The sequence below is a fragment of the Mesorhizobium sp. LSJC269B00 genome (assembly GCF_000502815.1).
In the GTDB taxonomy this organism is placed as follows: Bacteria; Pseudomonadota; Alphaproteobacteria; order Rhizobiales; family Rhizobiaceae; genus Mesorhizobium.
Window position 1 is genome coordinate 559,430 of sequence record NZ_AYVN01000002.1, and the last position, 21,055, is coordinate 580,484.

Genomic DNA, 21,055 nt, shown 5'->3' on the forward strand with positions numbered 1-21,055 from the left:
GTCGCTTCAGCTAATTTTCGGGGTTCATTCCAATGTAACCACGCGCCTGCACGACGCATGCCTCACCCGTCACGCCTGCGTCATCGGGTACTGCTCTTTCAACGCCTTCAGCACCTGGTCGCCTGGCATCGGCGCGCCGAACATGAAGCTTTGCACATATTCGCAGCCCATCTGGCGCAGTTCCAGCGCATCGCTTTCGTCGGAAATGCCCTCGGCCACCACCGACAGGCCGAGTTCATGCGCCATGTTGACCATGGATTTGAGCAGCACCGCCCGCTTCGGCGTCGCGTCGTCGACGAAGCTCTTGTCGATCTTGATGGTGTCGAAGGGGAAGCGGGTCAGATAGGCGAGCGAGGAATAGCCGGTGCCGAAATCGTCCAGCGACAGGCCGATGCCGAGCTGCTTGAGCTTGGTCAGCACATGCGAGGTTTGCTCTGGATTGTCCATCACCAGCGATTCGGTAAGTTCGAGCCGGAAGCAGCGCGGCTTCAGATTGGCGCGCGCGATGACCGAGCGGACATCGCTGACCAGGTCGCGGCGGATCAGCTGGCGACTGGACAGATTGACCGACACCGACAGCGGCGTGTCGCCGATCTGCTTTTGCCAACCGGCGAGGTCTTCGGCCGCCTGCTGCATGGCAAACAGCCCAAGCTGCACGATCAGGCCACAGCTTTCGGCGACCGGGATGAAATCGCCCGGCGGGATCATGCCGCGGCGCGGATGGTCCCACCTCAGCAGCGCCTCGAAGCCGGCAATGCTGCCGTCCTCCAGCCGTACGATCGGCTGGTAGGCAAGGGTGAACTCACGCCGCTCGATGGCGCGGCGCAGATCGGATTCGAATTGCAGCCGGTCGGTGCCGACGGTGCGGAAGGCCGGCCGGAACGGCTCGATCCTGTCACCGCCGAAGCGCTTGGCCTGGTGCATGGCAAGCTCGGCGTCCTTGACCATGTCTTCTGCCGAAGTCTGCGCCGAGGTCCAGGTGATCAGGCCGATCGAGGCAGTCAGCACGATCTCGCGCTTGGCGAAGGTGATCGGGTTGTTGATGGCGTGCTTGATGGCGTCTGCCACCGCCGCGATGCGGGAGGGTTCCTGTTCGGAGAGCAGCATCAGGGCGAACTGGTCACCGGCAAAGCGCGACAGCGAATCCTTCGGTTTCAACAGCCGGTGCAAACGGCGCGCAATGGTGAGCAGGATGGTGTCGCCGGCCGAGATGCCAAGCCCGTCATTGACCTGCTTGAAACGGTCGATGTCGATGACGAAGACGGTCGGGCGCACCTTCTCTTCGGTGCGCGCGATCGAGATGATGGCTTCCAGCCGGTTCATCAGAAGTTCGCGGTTGGGCAGGCCGGTCAGATTGTCGTGAACGGCATCGTGCAGCAGCCTTTCCTCGGACTTTTTCTGCTCGGTGACGTCGACCATGGTGCCGACGCAGCGAATCACTTCGCCGTCCGAGCCGATCACCGGCCGCGCCCGAAGCAAGAACCAGTGGTAGTGCCCGTCGGCGCCGCGCAGGCGGAAATTCTGCGAGACCCGGCCGCGCCGATGTTCGAGCACCACGTCGAGGGTGGTGCGGAACGTGTCGCGGTCGTCGGCATGCAGCACCGGCAGCCAGTTGCGGGCCGCACCCCCCAGGCTGTTGGGCGCCAGGCCAAGCTGGATGCTGACGTCGGGCTTGGTGACGACGCGGTCGCGCAGCACGTCCCAGTCCCACACCGTGTCGCCGGAGCCGGCCACGGCCAGCGCCTGGCGCTCGAGATCGGAGAACAGGCCCTGATGCAGCGCGCCGCCGGCAAAGGCATGCTGCATGACGGTGAAGCCGATCAAAAGGATGATCAGGATCAGCCCGCCGCCCAATGCCGGCTGGGCGATGTCGTTGTCGAGCATGCCGGTGATCGCCATCCACGACCCGCACAGCCATAGCAGCACCATCACCCAACTGGGCACCAGCATGATCGCACGGTCGTAACCACGAAGACCCAGCAGGATGATCAGGCCGAGCCCGGTCAGCGCGGTGGCGGCGAAGGACAGCCGGGCAATACCGGCGGCGACGGCCGGATCGATGATGGCCACACCCGCAATCAGCACCAGGCCGAGGATCCAGACCAGCGCGCCATAGCTGAAATGGCCGTGCCACCGGTTGAGGTTGAGATAGGCGAACAGGAACACCACGAAGGTCGCCGCAAGCGCCACCTCGGTTCCCGCTCGCCACATCTGCTCGTTGCCGGGCGATATCTCTATGATCTTGTTTAGAAAGCCGAAATCTACGCAGATATAGGCCAGAACCGCCCAGGCCAGCGCTGCGGTCGCCGGAAACATCGAGGTTCCCTTGACCACGAACAGAATTGTCAGGAACAGCGCCAGAAGGCCGGCAATGCCGATGACGATGCCGCGGAACAGCGTATAGGAATTGACCGAGTCCTTGTAGGCTTCCGGCTCCCATAGGTAGACCTGCGGCAGCTTCGGCGAGGCGAGTTCGGCGATGAAGGTGATCACCGTTCCCGGGTTCAGCGTCACCCGGAACACGTCGGCGTCGGAGCTTGACTGGCGGTCGAGCGCGAAGCCCTCGCTGGGTGTGATCGCGGCGATGCGGGTGGCGCCGAGATCGGGCCAGAAGATGCCGGAATTCACCAGCCGGAAATGCGGCGCCACGATCAGCCGGTCGAGCTGCTGGTCGGTGGTGTTGGCGAGCGCGAACACCGCCCAGTCGCCGCTCGAGCGCGCGTCATTGGCCTCGACCTCGATGCGCCGCACGATGCCGTCGGGACCGGGCGCGGTCGACACCTGGAAGTTTTCGCCCTGATTGACGTAGATCTGGACGGCGCGCGACAGGTCGAGCGCGACATCGTCGCGGGCAATCTTGATCGGTTCGACGGCGAAGGCCGGGAGCGCCGCGCAAAGCGCGACGGCAGCCGCCAGAACAAAGGCCAACAGCGACCCGTTTCGCAGGAAATTCGTCAAAAATCAGTCCTTCGTTCCAGCGCCCGGCGGATCGTCCGCGATCCGGGCGTAGAGGTAGTGGTCCTGCCAGATGCCGTTGATCCTGAGGTAGGATCGCAGAAGTCCTTCGCGCCGGAATCCGGCTTTTTCAAGCACGCGGATCGACCGGACATTGTCGGGAATACAGGCAGCTTCGATCCGGTGCAACCTCAGCGTATCGAAGGCGAAGCGGCAGACCACCTTGACCGCGTCGGTCATCAGGCCGCGGCCGCCAAACCGCTCCCCGATCCAGTACCCGACATGGCCGCTTTGCGAGACGCCGTGGCGGATATTGCCGAGCGTAATGCCGCCGGCAAGCTTGCCGCTCGCCTTCTCGAAGATGAAGAAGGCGATGGCTGTCCCCTGCGCATAGTCTTCGCGGTAGCGGCCGATGCGCAGCCGCCAGGCGGTGCGGTCGAGTTCATCGGGCGTCCAGCGCGGCTCCCACGGTTCGAGGAAGGCACGGCTTTCGCCGCGCACCGCCGACCATTCGCGATAGTCGTTGGTGTAGGGCACGCGCAGCATGACCCGGTCGCCTTTCAGTGCCGGCAGGTCACGGCGAAAGAAAGGGAGCGCGAACACCGGCGCTTGAAGGCTTAGACGGCGAGCTTGCGGGCCGTGGTGTGCGTGCCCGCAAGCGAATCGAGAATCGCCTCATAGGGCGCGAGCGTACCCACCGGTCCAACCGCAGTCAGCGTCGGCTTGGTCGAAAACAGCCGGGACGAAAGGTCGGTCAGCCGCTCGACGGTCAGCGCCGACAGCCGTTCCATCAACTCCTCCTTGGCGATCGGCCGGCCGAACAGAAGCAGCTGCCTGGCGATCTGCGAGGCGCGGCTGGCCGGGCTTTCAGCCGACATGATCAGGCCGGCGCGGTATTGCGCGCGGGCGCGGTCGAGCTCTTCCTGAAGGATATTCTCGCCGGCCTTCTGCAGCTCGTCGATAATGACCGGAACCAGTTCGGCAATGTCGCTCTGCCCGGTCGCGGCATGAACGCCGAAGATGCCGGTATCGGAAAAACCCCAGTGGAAGGCATAGACCGAATAGCACAGGCCACGCTTTTCGCGGACCTCCTGGAACAGCCGGGACGACATGCCGCCGCCGAGGATCATCGACAGCACCTGCGAAGCGTAGAAATCGCGCACATGATAGGCTCGGCCTTCGAAGCCGAGCACGATCTGCGCGTCCATCAGGTCGCGATCCTCGCGGAAATCGCCGCCGACATACTGCGCATATTGGGGCATCGTGCTGTCGGACTTGCTGCGGAAACCGCCGAGCTGTTTTTCGACCTCGCGCACGAAATTGTCATGCTTGATGTCGCCGGCCGCGACGATCACCATCTTCTCGGCGCCATATTGGCGCTCGATGAAATCATGCAGCTGTTTGGAGGTGAAGGATTTGACGGTTTCCGGCGTGCCGAGGATCGAGCGGCCGATCGTCTGGTGGCGGAAGGCGGTCTCGGTGAAGCGGTCGAAGACGATGTCGTCGGGTGTGTCGTGCGCGGCGCCGATCTCCTGCAGGATCACATGCTGCTCGCGCTCCAGTTCCTCCGGGTCGAATTCGGACTCCTGCAGGATATCGGCAAGGATATCCACCGCCAGCGGCACATCGTCGGACAGCACCCTGGCGTAATAGGACGTCGTCTCGACTGATGTGGCGGCATTGATCTCGCCGCCGACATCCTCGATTTCCGAGGCGATCTCGAAGGCGGTCCGCCTTTTCGTACCCTTGAAGGCCATATGCTCGAGCAGATGGGCCATTCCGTGCTCGTCGTCACGCTCATTGCGGGCGCCGGACTTGACCCAGGCGCCAAGGGCAACGGATTCGAGGCTTGGAAGGGTTTCGGTGGCGACTGTCAGGCCGTTCGACAGACGGCTTACCTCAACACCCATATGGCAAGTACTCCCTAACGCGCTGCCCTTGAGTGGCGGCTCACGTAATCTTCCACCATTTTCAGGTCGGATGGAAGTACCGTGTACTTTTCGTCGGCTGACATCAAGGACCCCAGCCATGCGGGCAGGGCCGGCGACACGCCGCAGGCGGCTTCGACCGCCGCTGGGAACTTGGCCGGGTGCGCCGTGCCCAGCACCACCATCGGCACTGCACCGTCGGCCTTGCCGGCGGCGACATGCACGGCCGCGGCCGTGTGCGGATCGAGCAGATAATTGCTGGATTCGAGCGTCGAGCGAATGGTGGCTGCAACTTCGTCCATAACAGCGCGTCCGGCGTCGAATTCGGACCGCATCCGGTCGATTTCCGCGGTTTCGATGGTGAAGGCGCCGGATTGTTTGAGGCCGGCCATGTAACGCCGCACCGTCTCTGCGTTACGGTCGCAGGCCTCGAACAGCAGTCGCTCGAAGTTCGACGATACCTGGATGTCCATCGATGGCGACGTCGTCGCAAACACACCCTTGGTGCGGTATTCACCGGTCGCGAAAGTGCGCGCCAATATGTCGTTGTCGTTGGTGGCGACGATCAGCCGCTCGATCGGCAGGCCCATCTTCTTGGCGGCGTTCCCGGCGAAAATATCGCCGAAATTGCCGGTCGGCACGGTAAAGGAGACCGGCCTGTCCGGCGCGCCGAGCGAAAGCGCCGAGGAAAAATAATAGACGATCTGGGCCATGATGCGGGCCCAGTTGATCGAATTGACGCCCGACAGCGACACGCGATCACGAAAACCATGATCGTTGAACATATCCTTCAGCAGGCCCTGGCAATCGTCGAAATTGCCTTCGATCGCCAGCGCCTGGACGTTGGCGGCCGTCGATGTCGTCATCTGCCGCTGCTGCACCGGCGAGACGCGGCCATGCGGGAACATCACGAAAATGTCAGTTCGGTCGCGGCCGGCAAAGGCATCGATGGCGGCGCCGCCAGTGTCACCCGAGGTCGCGCCGACGATGGTGGCGCGCTGGCCGCGCTCAGTCAGTACATGGTCCATCAGCCGGGCAAGCAGCTGCATGGCAACGTCCTTGAAGGCCAGCGTCGGACCGTGGAAGAGCTCGAGGATGAACGTGTTGGCGCCGGTCTGCACCAGCGGGCAGACGGCCCGGTGGCGGAAGGTGGCATAGGCTTCTCGCACCAGGCGCTCGAAGACGGGTGCGGCGATCTCGCCGCCGAGGAACGGCGTCAGCACGCGGATGGCGAGGTCCGCATAGGGCAGGCCGCGCATGGCGCGGATCTCGGCTGCCGAAAACTGCGGCCATGTCTGCGGCACATAAAGCCCGCCGTCGCGGGCCAGCCCCGCCAGCACCGCATCGGCAAATCCAAGCACGGGCGCATCCCCGCGGGTACTCACATAGCGCATCGTCAAAGGTCCATTGCTGCCGCCGGTTTCATCCACGGCAATTGGTTAATTTTCCGAGCCGCCTCAGTCGCATTTTTGCCGTGGCGTTGCTATACGTCACCAACTTTGCGAGAGGGAAGTGCAGTTTCATGGCGTTTCATAAGTTCAACCGTCGCTTTGTCGCGGGTCTGGCGCTAACCGGCTTTATGCTTGCCGCCGCCGGTTGCCAATCGAGCGACAATGGCATCCTCAATCTCGGTTTCGGCAAGAAGACCGACCCGAATGCGCCAATACCGCCTCAGGATCCCAAGGTTCTCGCCAGCCAGTTGCAGGCCTACTGCCCGAAAGTGACGGTGCGCGATGGCACCGCATACTTCAATACCTACGCCAAGGGCGCGCCGCAGCCGAAAAAGAAAAAGGCTGATGCAACACAGGATGCCGAGGCCGCTGCCGCCGCGCAGACGGCGCCTGACGGCTCCATCGTCGATCCGAACAAGGATCCGGCCAAGATCATCTACCAGGCCTCGATCAGCGATGTGAGCCGCGATTGCAGCCGTGCCAACGGCCAGTTGACGATGAAGGTTGGCGTTGCCGGCAAGATCGTGCCGGGACCGCTGTTCGCCCCCGGCACCATCACCATGCCGATCCGCATTGCCGTCATGCACGGCCCCGACGTGCTTTATTCGCAGATCCACCCCTATCAGATCCAGGTCAGCGATCCCTCGACCGCCACCCAGTTCGTGTTCACCGATCCCAACGTCGTCGTGCCCGAACCCTCCGCCCGGGATTACACTGTCTATGCCGGCTATGACGACACCGCGCCGGCGGCGGTGGACAAGAAGTCCGGCAAGAAAAAGAAGCGCGCTCCGGCGACGAACTAAGCGCCTGGGCGCCGTCGCTGCTGCGACGGTGCCGGTCAACTCTTTGAAAGATCCAAACGATCCGATCGTAATCCTGCAGGCGTGCGCCTGCGGCAGGTCGCGTCTGCGCTTTAATCTCGATCCATTCCGCCAGCGCACTTGACTCATCCATATCCCGGCGGTTATACGTCAATCAATAGCTCGCAGGTTATTGATCCCGATGCCGGACGCCCACGATACTTTGTTCAGAACGCTTGCCGACCCGACCCGGCGGGCCATCTTCGAGCGCTTGTGCCGCCAAGGTGAGCAGACCGTGGGGGCGCTGACGGCGCAGTCCGGGGTCTCGCAACCGGCGGTGTCGAAGCATCTCGGCGTCCTGAAGCTGGCCGGCCTGGTGCGTGACCGCCACGCCGGACGCCAGACCCACTACAGCGCGCAGCCCGAGGCACTTGGTCCGCTGACCGACTGGACAGTTCAAATGACAGGATTCTGGGAGAGCCGCTTCGATGATCTCGAGAACCTGCTGAAAAGGATGGACCAGTGAGCAATCCCGAACTGCGCACCGTCGTCGTCGAACGTGAAATATCCTGGCCGGCGGAGAAGATCTGGCGCGCGTTGACGCAGCCGCATCTGATGGAGGATTGGCTCATGAAGAACGATTTCAAGCCTGTCGTCGGCCACAGCTTCAATCTTCGCGGCGACTGGGGCGGCGTGCTCGACTGCGAGGTGCTGGCCATCGAGCAAAACAGGACGCTGTCCTACAGCTGGGATTTTGCGCATGAGGATGCCGCCTACAATCTGAAGAGCGTGGTGACGTTCACGCTCACACCCACGAGCTCGGGAACCCATCTGCGCGTCGAGCAGTCGGGCTTCCATCCGAGCCAGAAGCAGGCCTATGGCGGCGCCAGGGCCGGGTGGCAGCAATTCCTCACCAAGCTGGAGCAGGTCCTGGCGAAGCCGGATTGAAGCCTGCCGGTACCATGCCCTGATCGCGGGGCACCGAATGCAAAAAGGAGGAAATCGATGAAGATCAAGCTGACCAGCGTCTATGTGGACAACCAGGACAACGCACTGCGCTTCTACACCGACGTGCTGGGCTTTGCTGTGAAGGCCGACTTCAGCAATGGGGCTTTTCGTTGGCTGACCGTCATCTCACCCGATGAGCCCGAGGGAGCCGAGCTACAGCTGGCGCTCAACGACAACCCGGCCGCCAAGGCCTACCAGCAGGCCATCTTCAAGCAGGGGCAGCCCGCGCTCATGCTGTTCACCGACGACGTCAAGGGTGATTACGAGCGCATCAAGGGACGCGGCGGTGCGTTCGCCATGGCGCCGACAGAAGTGACCGGCTCGACCATCGCCCAGCTCAACGACAGCTGCGGCAATCTCATCCAGATCACCCAACTGGCGCGTTGGTAGGCGCTGGTTCAAGAGGAAGTTGCAATGAACTTGAGCAAATGGATACGTCAAACCCATCGTTGGCTGTCGATCATCTTCACGCTGACCGTGGCAGCCAATTTCATCACCATGGCGTTCGGGCAACCTCCGGCCTGGGTGGTCTATTCGCCGCTGCTGCCGCTATTCCTGCTGCTGTTCAGCGGCCTCTACATGTTCGTGCTGCCTTACGTCGCGAGATCGCGTGGCGAGCAGGGCGCGCAAGGGTAGGACATGGCCAAGGCGCCGGGAAAATCGAAGGTCGCAAAACCGGCCCCAGACAAGCCGGAAAAGCCGGTCCTGCTTTCGGGCGGCAACCCGCAGATCCCTAAGGTCTATGGGGACGCTCCGGTGCAGGCATATATTGCCGCCATGCCGGGCTGGAAAAGCGATGTCGGGCGCCGGATCGACGCACTTATCGTCAGCGCCTTCCCCGGCGTCTGCAAGGCGGTGAAGTGGAACTCACCGTTCTATGGCATCGAGGGCGACGGTTGGTTCCTCAGCCTGCATTGCTTCACCAGATACGTCAAAGTCGCCTTCTTTCGCGGCACGTCGCTCGATCCTGTGCCTCCCGGCGGTTCCAGGCAAAAGGAAGTGCGCTATCTCGACATCCATGAAGGCGAAGAGATCGACGAAGCCCGCTTCGCCTCCTGGGTGAAGCAGGCCAGCCGATTGCCCGGCGAGAAGATGTGAACGGAGGCAGACCATGAAGATCAGCATGTCGAGCAAGGACGAGGGAGGCGCCTCTGCCTCCGAGCGGATAGATGCCCGAATCCGGGAGCTGGACGATTGGCGGGGCAAGACGTTGGCCAGCCTGCGCAAGACCATCCTCGACGCCGACCCGGAAATCATCGAGGAGTGGAAGTGGATGGGCAGCCCGGTATGGTCACGCGACGGCATGATCGCCGTCGGCAACGCTCACAAGGACAAGGTGAAGCTGACCTTTTCACACGGTGCCAGCCTGCCGGATCCCGACAGGCTGTTCAACAACGGGCTCAACGGCAAGGTGTGGCGCGCCATCGATGTGTCGGAGGGCGACGTGATCGATGCGGATGCGCTGAAAGCGCTCGTCCGCGCCGCGATTGCCTACAACAGGGCTAAGAAGAAACCGGCCAGGTCGGCCAAAGCCAAGGACTGATCGGTTCAGGCGTCCGACCACTCCGACAGAGCGGCAATCACACTTTTCAGTTCGGCCCAGCGGCGGATGACGGTTTCGGCTCCGGCTTCGGTCAGCACATCGGCATGGCCGGGATAGCTGTGCGCGGCGCCGGTGAAGCCGATCACGCGCATGCCGGCGGCCCTGGCGCCGGTGACGCCGTGCACCGAATCCTCGATGACGAAGGTGTTTGCCGGATTGGCGTTGAGTTGCTCCGCCGCGATCAGGAACACATCCGGCGCGGGCTTGGTTTTCTTGCTTGGTACTTCCAGCGCTGAAAAAATCCGGCCGGCGAAGAACGGCAGCAGGCCCACTTTCTCGAGCATGAACTCGATCCGCTCCAAGCGTGAGTTCGAGCAGACGCAGCGCGGCGCGGTGACCGCGGCGACCGCCTCGCGCACGCCGTCGATGGCGCGCACGTCGCTGCGCAGTTTGCGGTCGACCAGCTCTTCGGCCCGGTCGATCATCGAGGCCTGGAACGGGATGGCGGATTTTTGCTCGACCCGCATCATGATGTCCTTGAAGGTCAGTCCGGCATAGGTTTCGGCGTATTCCTCAGCCGAAATTTCATATCCGGCCAAGGTCAGCAATTCGGCCTCGACGCGGGCTGCGATGATTTCGGAATCGACGAGCACGCCGTCGCAATCGAAGATGACAAGATCTGGCTGGGGCATGGCAATCCGAACGAGGAGGGTGATGGAGGCCCGGCAAGGCTCAAGCGGCGCGACATACACCAACGGGCCGGGCTGCGCAAATTGACGACGTCAGGGCTGCCTGGACCGTTGCGTCCTTCACCGAATATTTACGCTGATCGGTAACCATAACGGGGAGTAAACAGTAACGCGTGCCTTGGGTGTAAAAATGTCTGCCGTGCGTCTTCTCGCCGACCTCTCCCACGCCCCCCAGCAATCCGAGTGGCTGGACACGATCCTCAAGGGCGATTGTGTCGCCGCGCTCGACCGGCTGCCGGAAAAATCCATCGACGTCATCTTCGCCGATCCGCCTTACAATCTGCAGCTCGACGGCGATTTGCACCGGCCCGACCAGTCCAAGGTCGACGCCGTCGACGATGACTGGGACCAGTTCGAGAGTTTCGAGGCCTATGACGCCTTCACCCGCGCCTGGCTCCTGGCGGCACGCCGCGTGCTGAAGCCGAATGGCACCATCTGGGTCATCGGCTCCTACCACAACATCTTCCGCGTCGGCGCCAAGATGCAGGATCTCGGCTTCTGGATCCTCAACGATGTCGTCTGGCGCAAGACCAACCCAATGCCGAATTTCCGCGGTCGCCGCTTCCAGAACGCGCATGAGACCATGATCTGGGCCTCGCGCGACCAGAAGGGCAAGGGCTACACCTTCAATTACGAAGCGATGAAGGCATCGAACGACGACATCCAGATGCGCTCCGACTGGCTGTTCCCGATCTGCACTGGCGGCGAGCGGCTGAAGAACGACAATGGCGACAAGCTGCATCCGACGCAGAAGCCGGAAGCGCTGCTCGCCCGCATCATGATGGCCTCGACCAAGCCGGGCGACATCGTGCTCGACCCGTTTTTCGGCTCCGGCACCACCGGCGCCGTGGCCAAGCGGCTTGGCCGCCATTTCGTCGGCATCGAGCGCGAACAGGCCTATATCGACGCCGCCAATGAGCGCATCGATGCGGTGCGGCCGCTGGAAAGCGCCGATCTCGCCGTGCTCACCGGCAAGCGCGCCGAGCCGCGCGTCGCCTTTGTCAGCCTCATCGATACCGGGCTTATGCAGCCCGGCGCCACGCTTTACGATGCCAAGAAGCGCTGGTCGGCCAAGGTACGCGCCGACGGCACGGTTGCCATCGGTGACAGCGCCGGCTCGATCCACAAGATCGGCGCCGAAGTGCAGGGCCTGGACGCCTGCAACGGCTGGACCTTCTGGCACTATGAGCGCTCGGGCGGCCTGACCCCGATCGACGAACTGCGCCGCATCGCCAGGCTCGGTATGGAGCGCGCAGGGGCTTGAGATTCAAGGTTTAAATTCGGCGCTCTACGACGGCCCCCCTCTGCCCTGCCGGGCATCTCCCCCTCAAGGGGGGAGATTGCTGTCATCAACGCTTTCGCCAATTTTTGATCTTGCAAGGTGAGAACGGCCGCAGCGGCTGCTGATCTCCCCCCTTGAGGGGGAGATGGCCGGCAGGCCAGAGGGGGGCGCCGTAGAGCGTTACTTCGGCCCTCCGCGCATTCACACCGCGATCCCATACCCCGCAAGATCTGCCCGCAGCGTTTTTGCATCCGTGAACAGCACCGACTGCCAGCCGGCGGCCCTGGCGCCATCGACATTTCTGGGGCTGTCGTCGATGAACAGCGTGGCTGACGGTTCGAGACCGAACGCGGCGACGTGATGGTCGTAGATGGCGCGGTCGGGCTTGATCTCACGGATATCGGCCGACACGGTCACGCCGCGCGGGCGGCTGAGGAAATCGAAGCGCAGTCTTGCCTCGGCAAGTGTGTCGGCGGCGAAGTTCGTCAGCATGGTCACGTCGTGGCCGCTCTCGATCAGGCCGAGCATGATGGCGACGCTGTCCTCATAGGCATGCGGCACCATGTCGTTCCAATAGCGTCGGAAATTGCGAATGTTTTCAGCATGATCCGGGTAATCCGCGATCAGCAGCGCTTCCGCCTCTTCCCACGTCCGGCCACGGTCCTGCTCGATGTTCCAGTCATGCGTGCAGACATTGTCGAAGAACCACTTGCGCTCTTCGGCATCGGGAATGAGGCGGCTGAACGGAATGTTCGGATCGTAGTGGAGCAAGACGCGGCCGATGTCGAACACGATATGGCGGATTTCAGTCATTTCTGGCCTTTCAAAGCGAATGCTAGTCAATGGGGCGGTGCTTTTTGGTTGCGCCCGGTATCGCTGCTTCGATGACCTTTTTCATGACCGTCGGCAGCGCTTCTCCGGAAATGTCATGGGCCAGCGACCAGAAATGCCCTTCCGGCGCATCACTTTTCACTTGAGCGTGAAAGACTTCGAGCTCGAGCGCGAAATGGGTGAAGACATGCGCGATCTCTCCAGCGCGCCGCCAGTCGGCAGGGAAGGGCGCTGCCTCCGAAGTGGTTGCACCGTCGATCCGCGCTGTCCAACCTGTGGTCGGCACCTCGGTCATGCCGCCGAGCAGGCCCTTGTCAGGCCGCTTGCGCAACAGGATGGCGCCGTCGCCGCGCTCGGCGACGAAGGCGGCACCCCGCCTGAGTGGTTTGTCGACCTTGGGCAGGCGGACCGGGAAGCGCTCGGGGTCGCCGGACAGGATGGCGCTGCAATCCTCGCGCACCGGGCACAGCATGCAGCGCGGCCGTCTTGGCGCGCAGATCGTAGCGCCGAGGTCCATCATCGCCTGGGCGAAATCGCCCGGCCTTGTCTGCGGAACCAGTCTTGCGACGAGCGCGCGGATTTCAGGCTTTGCCTCGCTGAGCGGCGTTGCGATCGAATAGAGCCGCGAGATGACACGTTCGACATTGCCGTCGACGACCGCCGCCGGACGGTCGAAGGCGATCGCCGCGATCGCCGCCGCCGTATAGGCGCCGATCCCCGGCAATTCCCTCAATCCCGTTTCGTTGTCGGGAAAACGGCCGCCCTGGCTCGCAACCAGATCGGCGCAGGCCTTGAGGTTGCGCGCCCGTGAATAATAGCCGAGCCCGGCCCAGGCCTTCATCACATCCTCGGCCGGCGCAGCCGCCAGCGCCTTCACATCAGGCCATTTCTCGACAAAGGCGCGAAAATAGGATTTTACCGCTTCGACCGTGGTCTGCTGCAGCATCACTTCCGAAAGCCAGATGCGATAGGGGTCCGGCCGTGCACCGCCGGCCGCGGCGTGCGGCGTGATCCGCCACGGCAGTTCGCGATGGTGCGCGTCGTACCAGGCAAGCAGACGCGCGGCGATCTCTCCCGATAGAGTTGGTCCGGATGCGGCCTTGCGGGTCTGTTCGTGCAGTGCCATTGATCGCGGGCTGGCTCTAGGCTGGTGAGGAGCGTGGCTGGAGAACGTACATGGCAGGGAGAACGCCTTACGGCAATCCCGTTCCGGTGAGCGATCTCGCGACCGCGATCCTCGACCCCGTGCTGCGCAAGCGGGCCGGCATTTCGATCGGGCTGGTGCAGTCATGGGAAGAGATCGCCGGCCCCAGGCTCGCCGGCCATTCGCGCCCCGAAAAAATCCAGTGGCCGCGCCGCATGCATGAGGACGATCCGTTCGAGCCGGCGGTGCTGGTCATCGCCTGCGAGGGCATGGCCGCGCTGCACCTACAGCACGAGACCGGCGAGATCATCAACCGCGTCAATGCCTTTCTCGGCTTCAACGCGATCGGCAGGATCCGGATCGTGCAAAAGCCGGTGCTGAGGGACAAAGCCCGGCCGAAACCGACGCCGAGAGCACTGACTTCTGTCGAAAAGGCCAAATTGTCCGATACCGTCGGCAAGATCGAGGATGAAGGCTTGCGCGCCTCGCTGGAGCGTCTTGGCGCCACAATTCTTGGCCAAAGGAAGCGGCCAAGGTAATCAACCGGTAATCAGTCGGTCATGAACGCGTCATCTATCTCGCGCATTCGTGATCCTGCATGTAGAGTTTGGCGATTGGAATGGGGACGGCGATGCCTTAATTCCCGCCAACTCTCGCCTTTTCTAGCCTTTGCGTTGCAAAATCAAACCACAGTCAGGTGATTCGCATGAACCGTAGCTTGTCCCGCAGAAACCTCCTGTCTTCGCTGGCCGTCATTCCGGCAGTGGCTATGCTCGCCGCATGCAGCGATTCAGGCGAGGATGCCAAAGCAGCGGATGTGAAGCCTGCGGCTCCCGCGGTGCCTGCTTCGACGCCTGCCACTCCGGCCGCCGTCAAGGTCCCGGAGTCTTCCGGCAATGTCGACATGGCCGAACTGCTGAAGCCCGGCGCTTTGCCCGACAAGCAGCTCGGCAAGGATGACGCCAAGGTCACCATCGTCGAATATGCTTCGATGACCTGCCCGCATTGTGCGCATTTCGCGGCGACCACCTTCCCTGAGTTGAAGACCAAATACATCGACACCGGCAAGGCGCGTTACATCCTGCGCGAATTCCCGTTCGATCCGAGCGCCGAGGCCGGTTTCATGCTGGCGCGCTGTTCGAAGGACAATTATTTCCCGATGGTCGACGTGCTGTTCAAGCAGCAGGCCAACTGGGTCGGCGTCAACAATACCAAGGATGCGCTGCTGCAGATCTCCAAGCTCGCCGGTTTTACACAGGAGTCCTTCGAGGCCTGCTTGACGGACCAGAAACTTCTGGACGATGTGAGATCGGTCCAGAAGCGCGGCGCCGATGAATTCAAGGTCGACTCGACACCGACCTTCTTCATCAACGGGAAAACCTACAAAGGTGCGATGTCGATTGAGGAAATATCGGCCATCATCGACCCTCTGCTCTGACGTCCAGGCGGCGCCGGAGCGACTGCGCTTCGGCGTCAGCGCACCTTTGTGCCTTCCAGGCAGGCGCGAATGAAGTTTTCGCGCCTTCGCCTCCTCGGCTTCAAGTCCTTCGTCGAACCCGGCGAGTTCGTCATCGAACGCGGCCTGACCGGCATTGTCGGGCCGAATGGCTGCGGCAAGTCGAACCTTGTCGAGGCGATGCGCTGGGTGATGGGCGAAAGCTCATACAAGAACATGCGCGCATCCGGCATGGACGACGTGATCTTTTCCGGCTCGGGAACGCGCCCGGCCCGCAACACCGCCGAAGTCACGCTGTTCCTCGACAATAGCGACCGGACCGCGCCCGCCGCCTTCAACGACGCCGATGAATTGCAAGTGTCGCGCCGAATCGAGCGCGAAGCCGGCTCGCTCTACCGCATCAACGGCAAGGAAGCCCGTGCCAAGGACGTGCAGCTTCTGTTCGCCGACCAGTCGACCGGCGCGCGCTCGCCATCCATGGTCGGACAGGGCCGCATCGGCGAACTGATCCAGGCCAAGCCGCAGGCGCGCCGCGCGCTGCTCGAAGAAGCCGCCGGCATTTCCGGCCTGCACACGCGCCGTCACGAGGCCGAGCTTCGGCTGAAGGCGGCCGAACAAAATCTGGAACGGCTGGACGATGTCGTCGGCGAACTGGAGAGCCAGATCGAAAGCCTTAAGCGCCAGGCGCGCCAGGCATCGCGCTTCAAGAACCTGTCGGCCGATATCCGCAAGGCGGAAGCCACGCTCTTGCATCTGCGCTGGACGCTGGCCAAGACCCAGGAGGGCGATGCGCGGTCGGCGCTGGCGGTTGCCACAGCTCTGGTCGGCGACCGCGCCGCCGCCCAGATGGCTGCCGCCCGGGAACAAGGCATCGGCGCCCACCGGCTGCCCGATCTGCGTGACGCCGAGGCCGCGGCTGCCGCCGCCTTCCAGCGGCTGTCGATCGCCAAGGCTCAGATCGAGGAGGAGGCTGGCCGCATCCGCGCCCGCCAGGCCGAACTGGAGCGCCGGCTGCAGCAGCTCGACGGCGACATCGCCCGCGAGGAGCGCATGGTCCGCGACAATGCGGATATTCTTGAGCGCCTGCGCGAGGAAGAAGCCACGCTCAACTCCGAAAATGCCGGCGCCGCCGAGCGCGAGGCCACGACGCGGGCCGCTTTCGAGCAGGCCGGCGCAACGCTTATAACAAGCGAAGCAAAGCTCGCGGCGCTGACCGCCGAACGAGCAGAGGCCGCCGCCTCGCGCAACCAGATCGAGCGCACGCTGCGCGACACCGCCGAACGCCGCGATCGCTTTGCCCGCCAGCTGGCCGATGTCGACCGCGAGCTATCGGAGATCGTCTCGAAAGTCGCCGGCCTGCCCGATCCCGCCGAGAAGCGCGCTTTGGTCGAGGACGCGCTCGCCCGGTTGGAGGAAGCCGAGGCCGGCGCCATTGCTGCCGAACAGGCGGTCGCCGAGGCGCGCGCCACCGAGAGTGCCGCCCGTCCGCCGCTGCAGGATGCCAGGGCCGAACTCGCCGGCATCGAGACCGAAGCCCGCACGCTGGCCAAGATCCTCAATGCCGCCAGCGGCGATCTTTTCCCGTCGGTACTGGAGCAACTCAGCGTCGAACGCGGCTATGAGACGGCCCTCGGTGCTGCGCTTGGCGAGGATCTCGACGTGCCGCTCGACCGCAGCGCGCCGGTGCATTGGGGCGAAAGCCAGGTTGAACCAGGCGATGCGGCTTTGCCGGAAGGCCTCAAGAGCCTCGCCAGCGTGGTGCGCGCGCCTTCGCAGCTTGCCCGCCGGTTGGCGCAGATCGGCATCGTCGATGCGGCGGACGGCAAACGCCTGCAGACGCTGCTTGCCCCCGGCCAGCGGCTGGTCAGCCGTGACGGCGCGCTGTGGCGTTGGGATGGCTTGACCGCCAGCGCCGATGCACCGACCGCGGCCGCGCAGAGGCTGGCGCAGAAGAACCGGCTGGCCGAGCTCGATGCCGAGGCGGTGCAGGCGACGCAGATGATGCGTGAGGCAGAGGCTGCCCTTGCCCAGGCCGAACAGGCGCTGCGTGAGGCGAGCGAGGCCGAACGCAACGCCCGCCAGGCCGGGCGCGATGCCCAGCACGGCCTGGACGCCGCCCGCAGCGCGCTGGCCGAGGCCGAAAAGGCCGGTGGCGAGCTGGCAAGCCGCCGCGCCGCCCTGGACGAGGCGCGCGCGCGAATCGTCGACAGCCATGAAGAAACGGCCGCCGCCTTCGCCGAGGCCGAAATGCTGCTGCAGGACGCCCCCGATCTCGGCGACCTGCAATTGCAGCTTGAACAATCCGCCGCCAATGTCAGCCGCGNGGACGCCCCCGATCTCGGCGACCTGCAATTGCAGCTTGAACAATCCGCCGCCAATGTCAGCCGCGATCGCGCAACCTTGGCCGACGCGCGCGCCGTCCATGAAGGCCTGCGCCGCGAAGCCGAGGCGCGCACGCGCCGGCTCGACGCCATCGGCGCCGAGCGCAGCAACTGGTTGCAGCGGGCCGAAAACGCCTCGACGCAGATTGCCTCGCTGGGCGAGCGCAGGGCCGAGGCCGAGGCCGAGCGCGAAACGCTGGCCGACGCCCCCGACGAGATCGACGCCAGGCGGCGCGCGCTGCTGTCGCAGCTGACCGAGGCCGAGACCTTGCGCAAGGCGGCCGCCGACCGTTTGCAGGAGGCCGAGAACAAGCAGGCCGAGCTGGACAAGGCCGCCACCGCGGCCATCCAGTCGCTGGCCGATTCCCGCGAAACCCGCGTCCGCGCCGAAGAGCGATTGACCGCCGCCGATGAGCGCCGGCTCGAGGTCGAGGCGCGCATCCAGGAAACGCTGAACACGCCGCCGCATCTGGTCATTCGCCATACTGGCCTGGAAGCCGACAGCCCGATGCCGGAAATGGCCGAGATCGAGCGCCAGCTCGACCGGCTGAAGGTTGAGCGCGAGCGGCTCGGCGCCGTCAATCTGCGCGCCGAGGAAGAGCAGAAGGAATTGTCGGACCGGCTGGAGACCATCGTCTCCGAGCGCGAGGACATCATCGAGGCGATCCGCAAGCTCAGGCAAGCGATCCAGAGCCTGAACCGCGAAGGCCGCGAACGGCTGCTTGCCGCTTTCGAGGTGGTCAACGGCCATTTCCAGCGGCTGTTCTCGCATCTGTTCGGTGGCGGCACGGCCGAACTGCAGCTGATCGAATCCGACGACCCGCTCGAAGCCGGGCTCGAAATCCTGGCACGTCCGCCCGGCAAGAAGCCGCAGACCATGACGCTGCTGTCCGGCGGCGAGCAGGCACTGACGGCGATGTCGCTGATCTTTGCCGTGTTCCTGACCAATCCGGCGCCGATCTGCGTGCTCGACGAAGTCGACGCGCCGCTCGACGATCACAATGTCGAACGCTTCTGCAACCTTATGGACGAAATGGCCGCGACCACCGAGACGCGCTTCGTCATCATCACCCACAACCCGATCACGATGGCGCGCATGAACCGCCTGTTCGGCGTGACCATGGCCGAGCAGGGCGTCAGCCAACTGGTCTCGGTCGATCTGCAGGCCGCCGAGGCGATGCGCGAGGCGAGCTGACGCAGCATGCTTTGTTGATTTCGTCGGCGATGGCGTCGATCCGACTGTTGCAATAGGACCGTCGCCCTTGCGACCTGCTTGCGACGCGCATTCTGTAAGGTTCGAAGAGAAGGAATTTAAGCGCCACCTGAGAGCGAACGCCAAAGCCCACATGCAAAGCGCCCGGCCAACGCGAAAGCGATGCCTACAAGGCGCAGATGGCAATAGGCTCCGACCGCAATTCAGCTGCCACGTTTATCGGAAGCCCAGGAAGCTCAGTATCGCAATCACGATAACGACTGCTCCGATGAGCCAGATTATGTTGTTCACCGTATCTCTCCCGAACTAGTTGCTGGGAGTGAACTCGTAAGAGCCTACTAATGTTCCCGCATTTTCTGCATCGAAACAAAATGGCGGCCATCGCTTCGTCGATTGCCAGACCAAGGTCCGAACAGGGTATGACTGAAGTCCTGACGTCGGAGCCATAGGCCTGAAGGCGGGCAACCTATGCCCTCCCGATACATTGGAACCGGGCTGCCGAGCATGAGTCCCTTCATCGGTGGTCAATCGGGTGCCCGCCATTCCTGAGAGGTTAGCGGGCACCCGATTGTCGTGACACCGCCAACGGCGTGCGTTTCAATAGCGAGGCTAACAGTGACCTTTGTCCAGAGATCTGTGCGTGACGGCGCAACCCGACCCGCAAACGACAACGACAGTCCTGCGGAGGTTTCTTCCGTTCTTGACCTCATACCATCGGCTGACGACGACAAGGTCGCTGAGCTTGTCAGGCGAACAGAGCGCCTGGCAATCGCAGTGGTTATCGGAATCGCGGTTCTGCTGATCTTGGCGCCGGTGGTTTACCTTGCACTTTCTTACGGGATCTGAGACGGCCCGACTTAGGCGATCTAAGATGGCCTGATTGGTCTCGTAAATCTCACAAATTGTGCCGACGGTCTTCCTCGCAAGACGGGTGTTTCCCGTCACAGATCAGGAGATCGAACGCGACGACATAGAAGGGTCCTGTGCAGCGCTCCTTTGTCGAGTGGCGTAACCCTGGTGGTCGGCTTGAAAGAGCGCCTTTACCAGAAGTTGCCAACAGGAGCTGCTGTCGCAACTTCTTCTTTCGATACGCCGTGTTGCACGGGAGCAGCCGTCACTGATCGCGCCCGTGGACCGACGACGCTACTCGGAACCAAAGGGATGGGACGCGGTTATCCCCGCGAAGGGATAATTAGCAGGTGGAGATATTACAATGAAAACAATGATCGTGAGCGCCTTGGCGCTGTTCATTGCCATGCCGACGATAGCTCCGGCAGCCGAAGCTGACGTGGTCATCACGACCCACCATCGACATCATCACAGGAGCGTAAAGGTCATCAATGACCAGGGTCAACGCCTTCATCACCGCAGACACGGCACGGTTGCCTTCTACGACCACGGCCGCAGACATCATCGCCGGGATATGGTCATCGTGACCGGCTCGATCGAGCGCAGCCATCATCGCTATTATCGACATCATCGGCATCATCCCGTCGTCATCCAGGACGACAACGATTACTGATCCTCTCCGCACGGCCCCGGCTCTGTCAACGGAGTCGGGGTCGCGTGGGAGTCAGATAGCTCCTGACGGGAGCCATCGATAAGGTCGGTAAATCATTGATTCCAAAGGCATGTGATTTGGCTGGGGCGCCAGGATTCGAACCTGGGAATGTCGGTACCAAAAACCGATGCCTTACCACTTGGCGACGCCCCAGCAAGCGAGCTTTGCCCGTTGCGCGCGGCCTTATAAGACGAGCGGCACGAAAGCTCAATGCCGAGTTGGCCACTATGCAAAACTGATCCACCGCTTCGCGCGGGGAAGCGCTATTCGCCCCAGACCGCCAACTCGTTGCCGGCGGGATCGGTGAAATGGAACCGCCTGCCGCCCGGGAACGAGAATATCGGCTTGACGATCGTGCCGCCGGCGCTTTCGACAACGTCGAGGGTTGCTTCCAGATCCTGCGAATAGAGCACCGGCAATGGTTTCGCCGGAGCCTCGCCTGCATCGGCCTGGAAGCCGCCATCGAGCCCTTCGCCGAAGGCCGAATAGGTCGGCCCGTAATCGGTGAACGACCACGAGAAGGCGGCGCTGTAGAAAGCCTTGACGCTGTCCAGCGTCGCGCCGGTCGCGGGCAGTTCGAGATAGTCGAGTTTTCCGTTGAGTTTCATCACGCTGCTCCCAACTTGTTCCCTATATGTTCTATATCCTGGGCAGCGATCCGGCAAGTCTTTTCGACGCAGCTTTTGCTTAATCGATTGTAGTCGCCAGGCTTCGCTGCCACACCTTGCCTTTCGCGCTGCAGCATAATAACGC

20 protein-coding genes and 1 tRNA gene are annotated in these 21,055 nt (G+C 63.1%); 12 read left to right on the plus strand and 9 right to left on the minus strand.

Annotation, left to right across the window (positions count from 1 at the left end; genetic code table 11):
* Window positions 1-69: 69 nt before the first annotated feature.
* The 4 genes from X771_RS157805 to thrC are packed head-to-tail and all read right to left on the minus strand — an operon-like array spanning window position 70 to window position 6,277.
* Entirely contained in the window at window positions 70-2,958 is a 2,889-nt protein-coding gene (locus X771_RS157805; RefSeq protein WP_023687157.1) for an EAL domain-containing protein, read from the minus strand.
* Between the two features lie 3 nt (window positions 2,959-2,961).
* Window positions 2,962-3,558, minus strand: a complete 597-nt coding sequence (locus X771_RS157800) for a GNAT family protein (RefSeq protein ID WP_023668403.1) — start codon at window positions 3,556-3,558, stop codon at window positions 2,962-2,964.
* Between the two features lie 14 nt (window positions 3,559-3,572).
* A complete protein-coding gene (locus X771_RS157795; protein WP_023668402.1) occupies window positions 3,573-4,865 on the minus strand; it encodes a pitrilysin family protein in 1,293 nt (430 codons plus the stop codon).
* 14 nt (window positions 4,866-4,879) lie between these two features.
* On the minus strand, window positions 4,880-6,277 hold the full coding sequence (thrC, locus tag X771_RS157790; protein ID WP_023687158.1) for a threonine synthase: 1,398 nt from the start codon (window positions 6,275-6,277) through the stop codon (window positions 4,880-4,882).
* A 128-nt stretch (window positions 6,278-6,405) separates the two neighbouring features.
* Here thrC and X771_RS157785 point away from each other — a divergent pair, with 128 nt between their 5' ends.
* From X771_RS157785 to X771_RS0133485, 7 genes are all read left to right on the plus strand, one after another.
* The gene (locus tag X771_RS157785; RefSeq protein ID WP_023687159.1) at window positions 6,406-7,137 is read left to right on the plus strand and encodes a hypothetical protein; all 732 of its coding nucleotides are present in this window, start codon (window positions 6,406-6,408) and stop codon (window positions 7,135-7,137) included.
* Window positions 7,138-7,336: 199 nt separating this feature from the next.
* Complete coding sequence (locus X771_RS157780) at window positions 7,337-7,660, plus strand: metalloregulator ArsR/SmtB family transcription factor (RefSeq protein WP_023687160.1); 324 nt, start codon at window positions 7,337-7,339, stop codon at window positions 7,658-7,660.
* Complete coding sequence (locus X771_RS157775; protein ID WP_023687161.1) at window positions 7,657-8,082, plus strand: SRPBCC domain-containing protein; 426 nt, start codon at window positions 7,657-7,659, stop codon at window positions 8,080-8,082. Before X771_RS157780 ends, X771_RS157775 begins: the two co-directional genes overlap by 4 nt.
* Window positions 8,083-8,139: 57 nt before the next feature.
* On the plus strand, window positions 8,140-8,532 hold the full coding sequence (locus tag X771_RS157770; RefSeq protein ID WP_023687162.1) for a VOC family protein: 393 nt from the start codon (window positions 8,140-8,142) through the stop codon (window positions 8,530-8,532).
* 24 nt (window positions 8,533-8,556) lie between these two features.
* Window positions 8,557-8,778: a hypothetical protein gene (locus tag X771_RS157765; protein ID WP_023668396.1), complete on the plus strand. Its 222-nt coding sequence runs from the start codon at window positions 8,557-8,559 to the stop codon at window positions 8,776-8,778.
* A 3-nt stretch (window positions 8,779-8,781) separates the two neighbouring features.
* A complete protein-coding gene (locus tag X771_RS157760) occupies window positions 8,782-9,240 on the plus strand; it encodes a DUF1801 domain-containing protein (RefSeq protein ID WP_023687163.1) in 459 nt (152 codons plus the stop codon).
* 13 nt (window positions 9,241-9,253) lie between these two features.
* Window positions 9,254-9,685: a DUF1801 domain-containing protein gene (locus X771_RS0133485; RefSeq protein WP_245260083.1), complete on the plus strand. Its 432-nt coding sequence runs from the start codon at window positions 9,254-9,256 to the stop codon at window positions 9,683-9,685.
* Window positions 9,686-9,690: 5 nt separating this feature from the next.
* Here X771_RS0133485 and X771_RS157755 read toward each other — a convergent pair whose 3' ends face one another.
* On the minus strand, window positions 9,691-10,377 hold the full coding sequence (locus X771_RS157755) for an HAD family hydrolase (protein ID WP_023687164.1): 687 nt from the start codon (window positions 10,375-10,377) through the stop codon (window positions 9,691-9,693).
* A gap of 187 nt (window positions 10,378-10,564) precedes the next feature.
* Between X771_RS157755 and X771_RS157750 the strand changes: the two genes are divergently transcribed.
* Window positions 10,565-11,698, plus strand: a complete 1,134-nt coding sequence (locus X771_RS157750; RefSeq protein ID WP_023687165.1) for a site-specific DNA-methyltransferase — start codon at window positions 10,565-10,567, stop codon at window positions 11,696-11,698.
* Window positions 11,699-11,917: 219 nt separating this feature from the next.
* On the opposite strand, the gene X771_RS157745 is transcribed toward X771_RS157750, so the two are convergent.
* Together X771_RS157745 and mutY are read right to left on the minus strand one after the other, a co-directional pair.
* Entirely contained in the window at window positions 11,918-12,529 is a 612-nt protein-coding gene (locus X771_RS157745; RefSeq protein ID WP_023687166.1) for an HAD family phosphatase, read from the minus strand.
* A gap of 22 nt (window positions 12,530-12,551) precedes the next feature.
* The gene (gene mutY / locus X771_RS157740; protein ID WP_023687167.1) at window positions 12,552-13,673 is read right to left on the minus strand and encodes an A/G-specific adenine glycosylase; all 1,122 of its coding nucleotides are present in this window, start codon (window positions 13,671-13,673) and stop codon (window positions 12,552-12,554) included.
* A 50-nt stretch (window positions 13,674-13,723) separates the two neighbouring features.
* On the opposite strand from mutY, the gene X771_RS157735 reads away from it, so the two are divergent.
* The 4 genes from X771_RS157735 (at window position 13,724) to X771_RS157720 (ending at window position 20,263) form a co-directional block, all read left to right on the plus strand.
* Window positions 13,724-14,230, plus strand: coding sequence for a DUF721 domain-containing protein (locus X771_RS157735; protein WP_023687168.1), 507 nt, complete (start codon window positions 13,724-13,726; stop codon window positions 14,228-14,230).
* Window positions 14,231-14,397: 167 nt separating this feature from the next.
* Window positions 14,398-15,129 (plus strand): DsbA family protein, encoded by a 732-nt coding sequence (locus X771_RS157730; protein ID WP_023687169.1) that lies wholly within the window; start codon window positions 14,398-14,400, stop codon window positions 15,127-15,129.
* 69 nt (window positions 15,130-15,198) lie between these two features.
* On the plus strand, window positions 15,199-18,723 hold the full coding sequence (smc, locus tag X771_RS157725) for a chromosome segregation protein SMC (RefSeq protein ID WP_023687170.1): 3,525 nt from the start codon (window positions 15,199-15,201) through the stop codon (window positions 18,721-18,723).
* 1,231 nt (window positions 18,724-19,954) lie between these two features.
* Window positions 19,955-20,263, plus strand: coding sequence for a hypothetical protein (locus X771_RS157720; protein ID WP_023687171.1), 309 nt, complete (start codon window positions 19,955-19,957; stop codon window positions 20,261-20,263).
* A 117-nt stretch (window positions 20,264-20,380) separates the two neighbouring features.
* Here the strand turns inward: X771_RS157720 and X771_RS157715 are convergent.
* Window positions 20,381-20,455, minus strand: a tRNA-Gln gene (locus X771_RS157715).
* A gap of 110 nt (window positions 20,456-20,565) precedes the next feature.
* Complete coding sequence (locus tag X771_RS157710) at window positions 20,566-20,910, minus strand: VOC family protein (protein WP_023687172.1); 345 nt, start codon at window positions 20,908-20,910, stop codon at window positions 20,566-20,568.
* Window positions 20,911-21,055 lie beyond the last annotated feature (145 nt).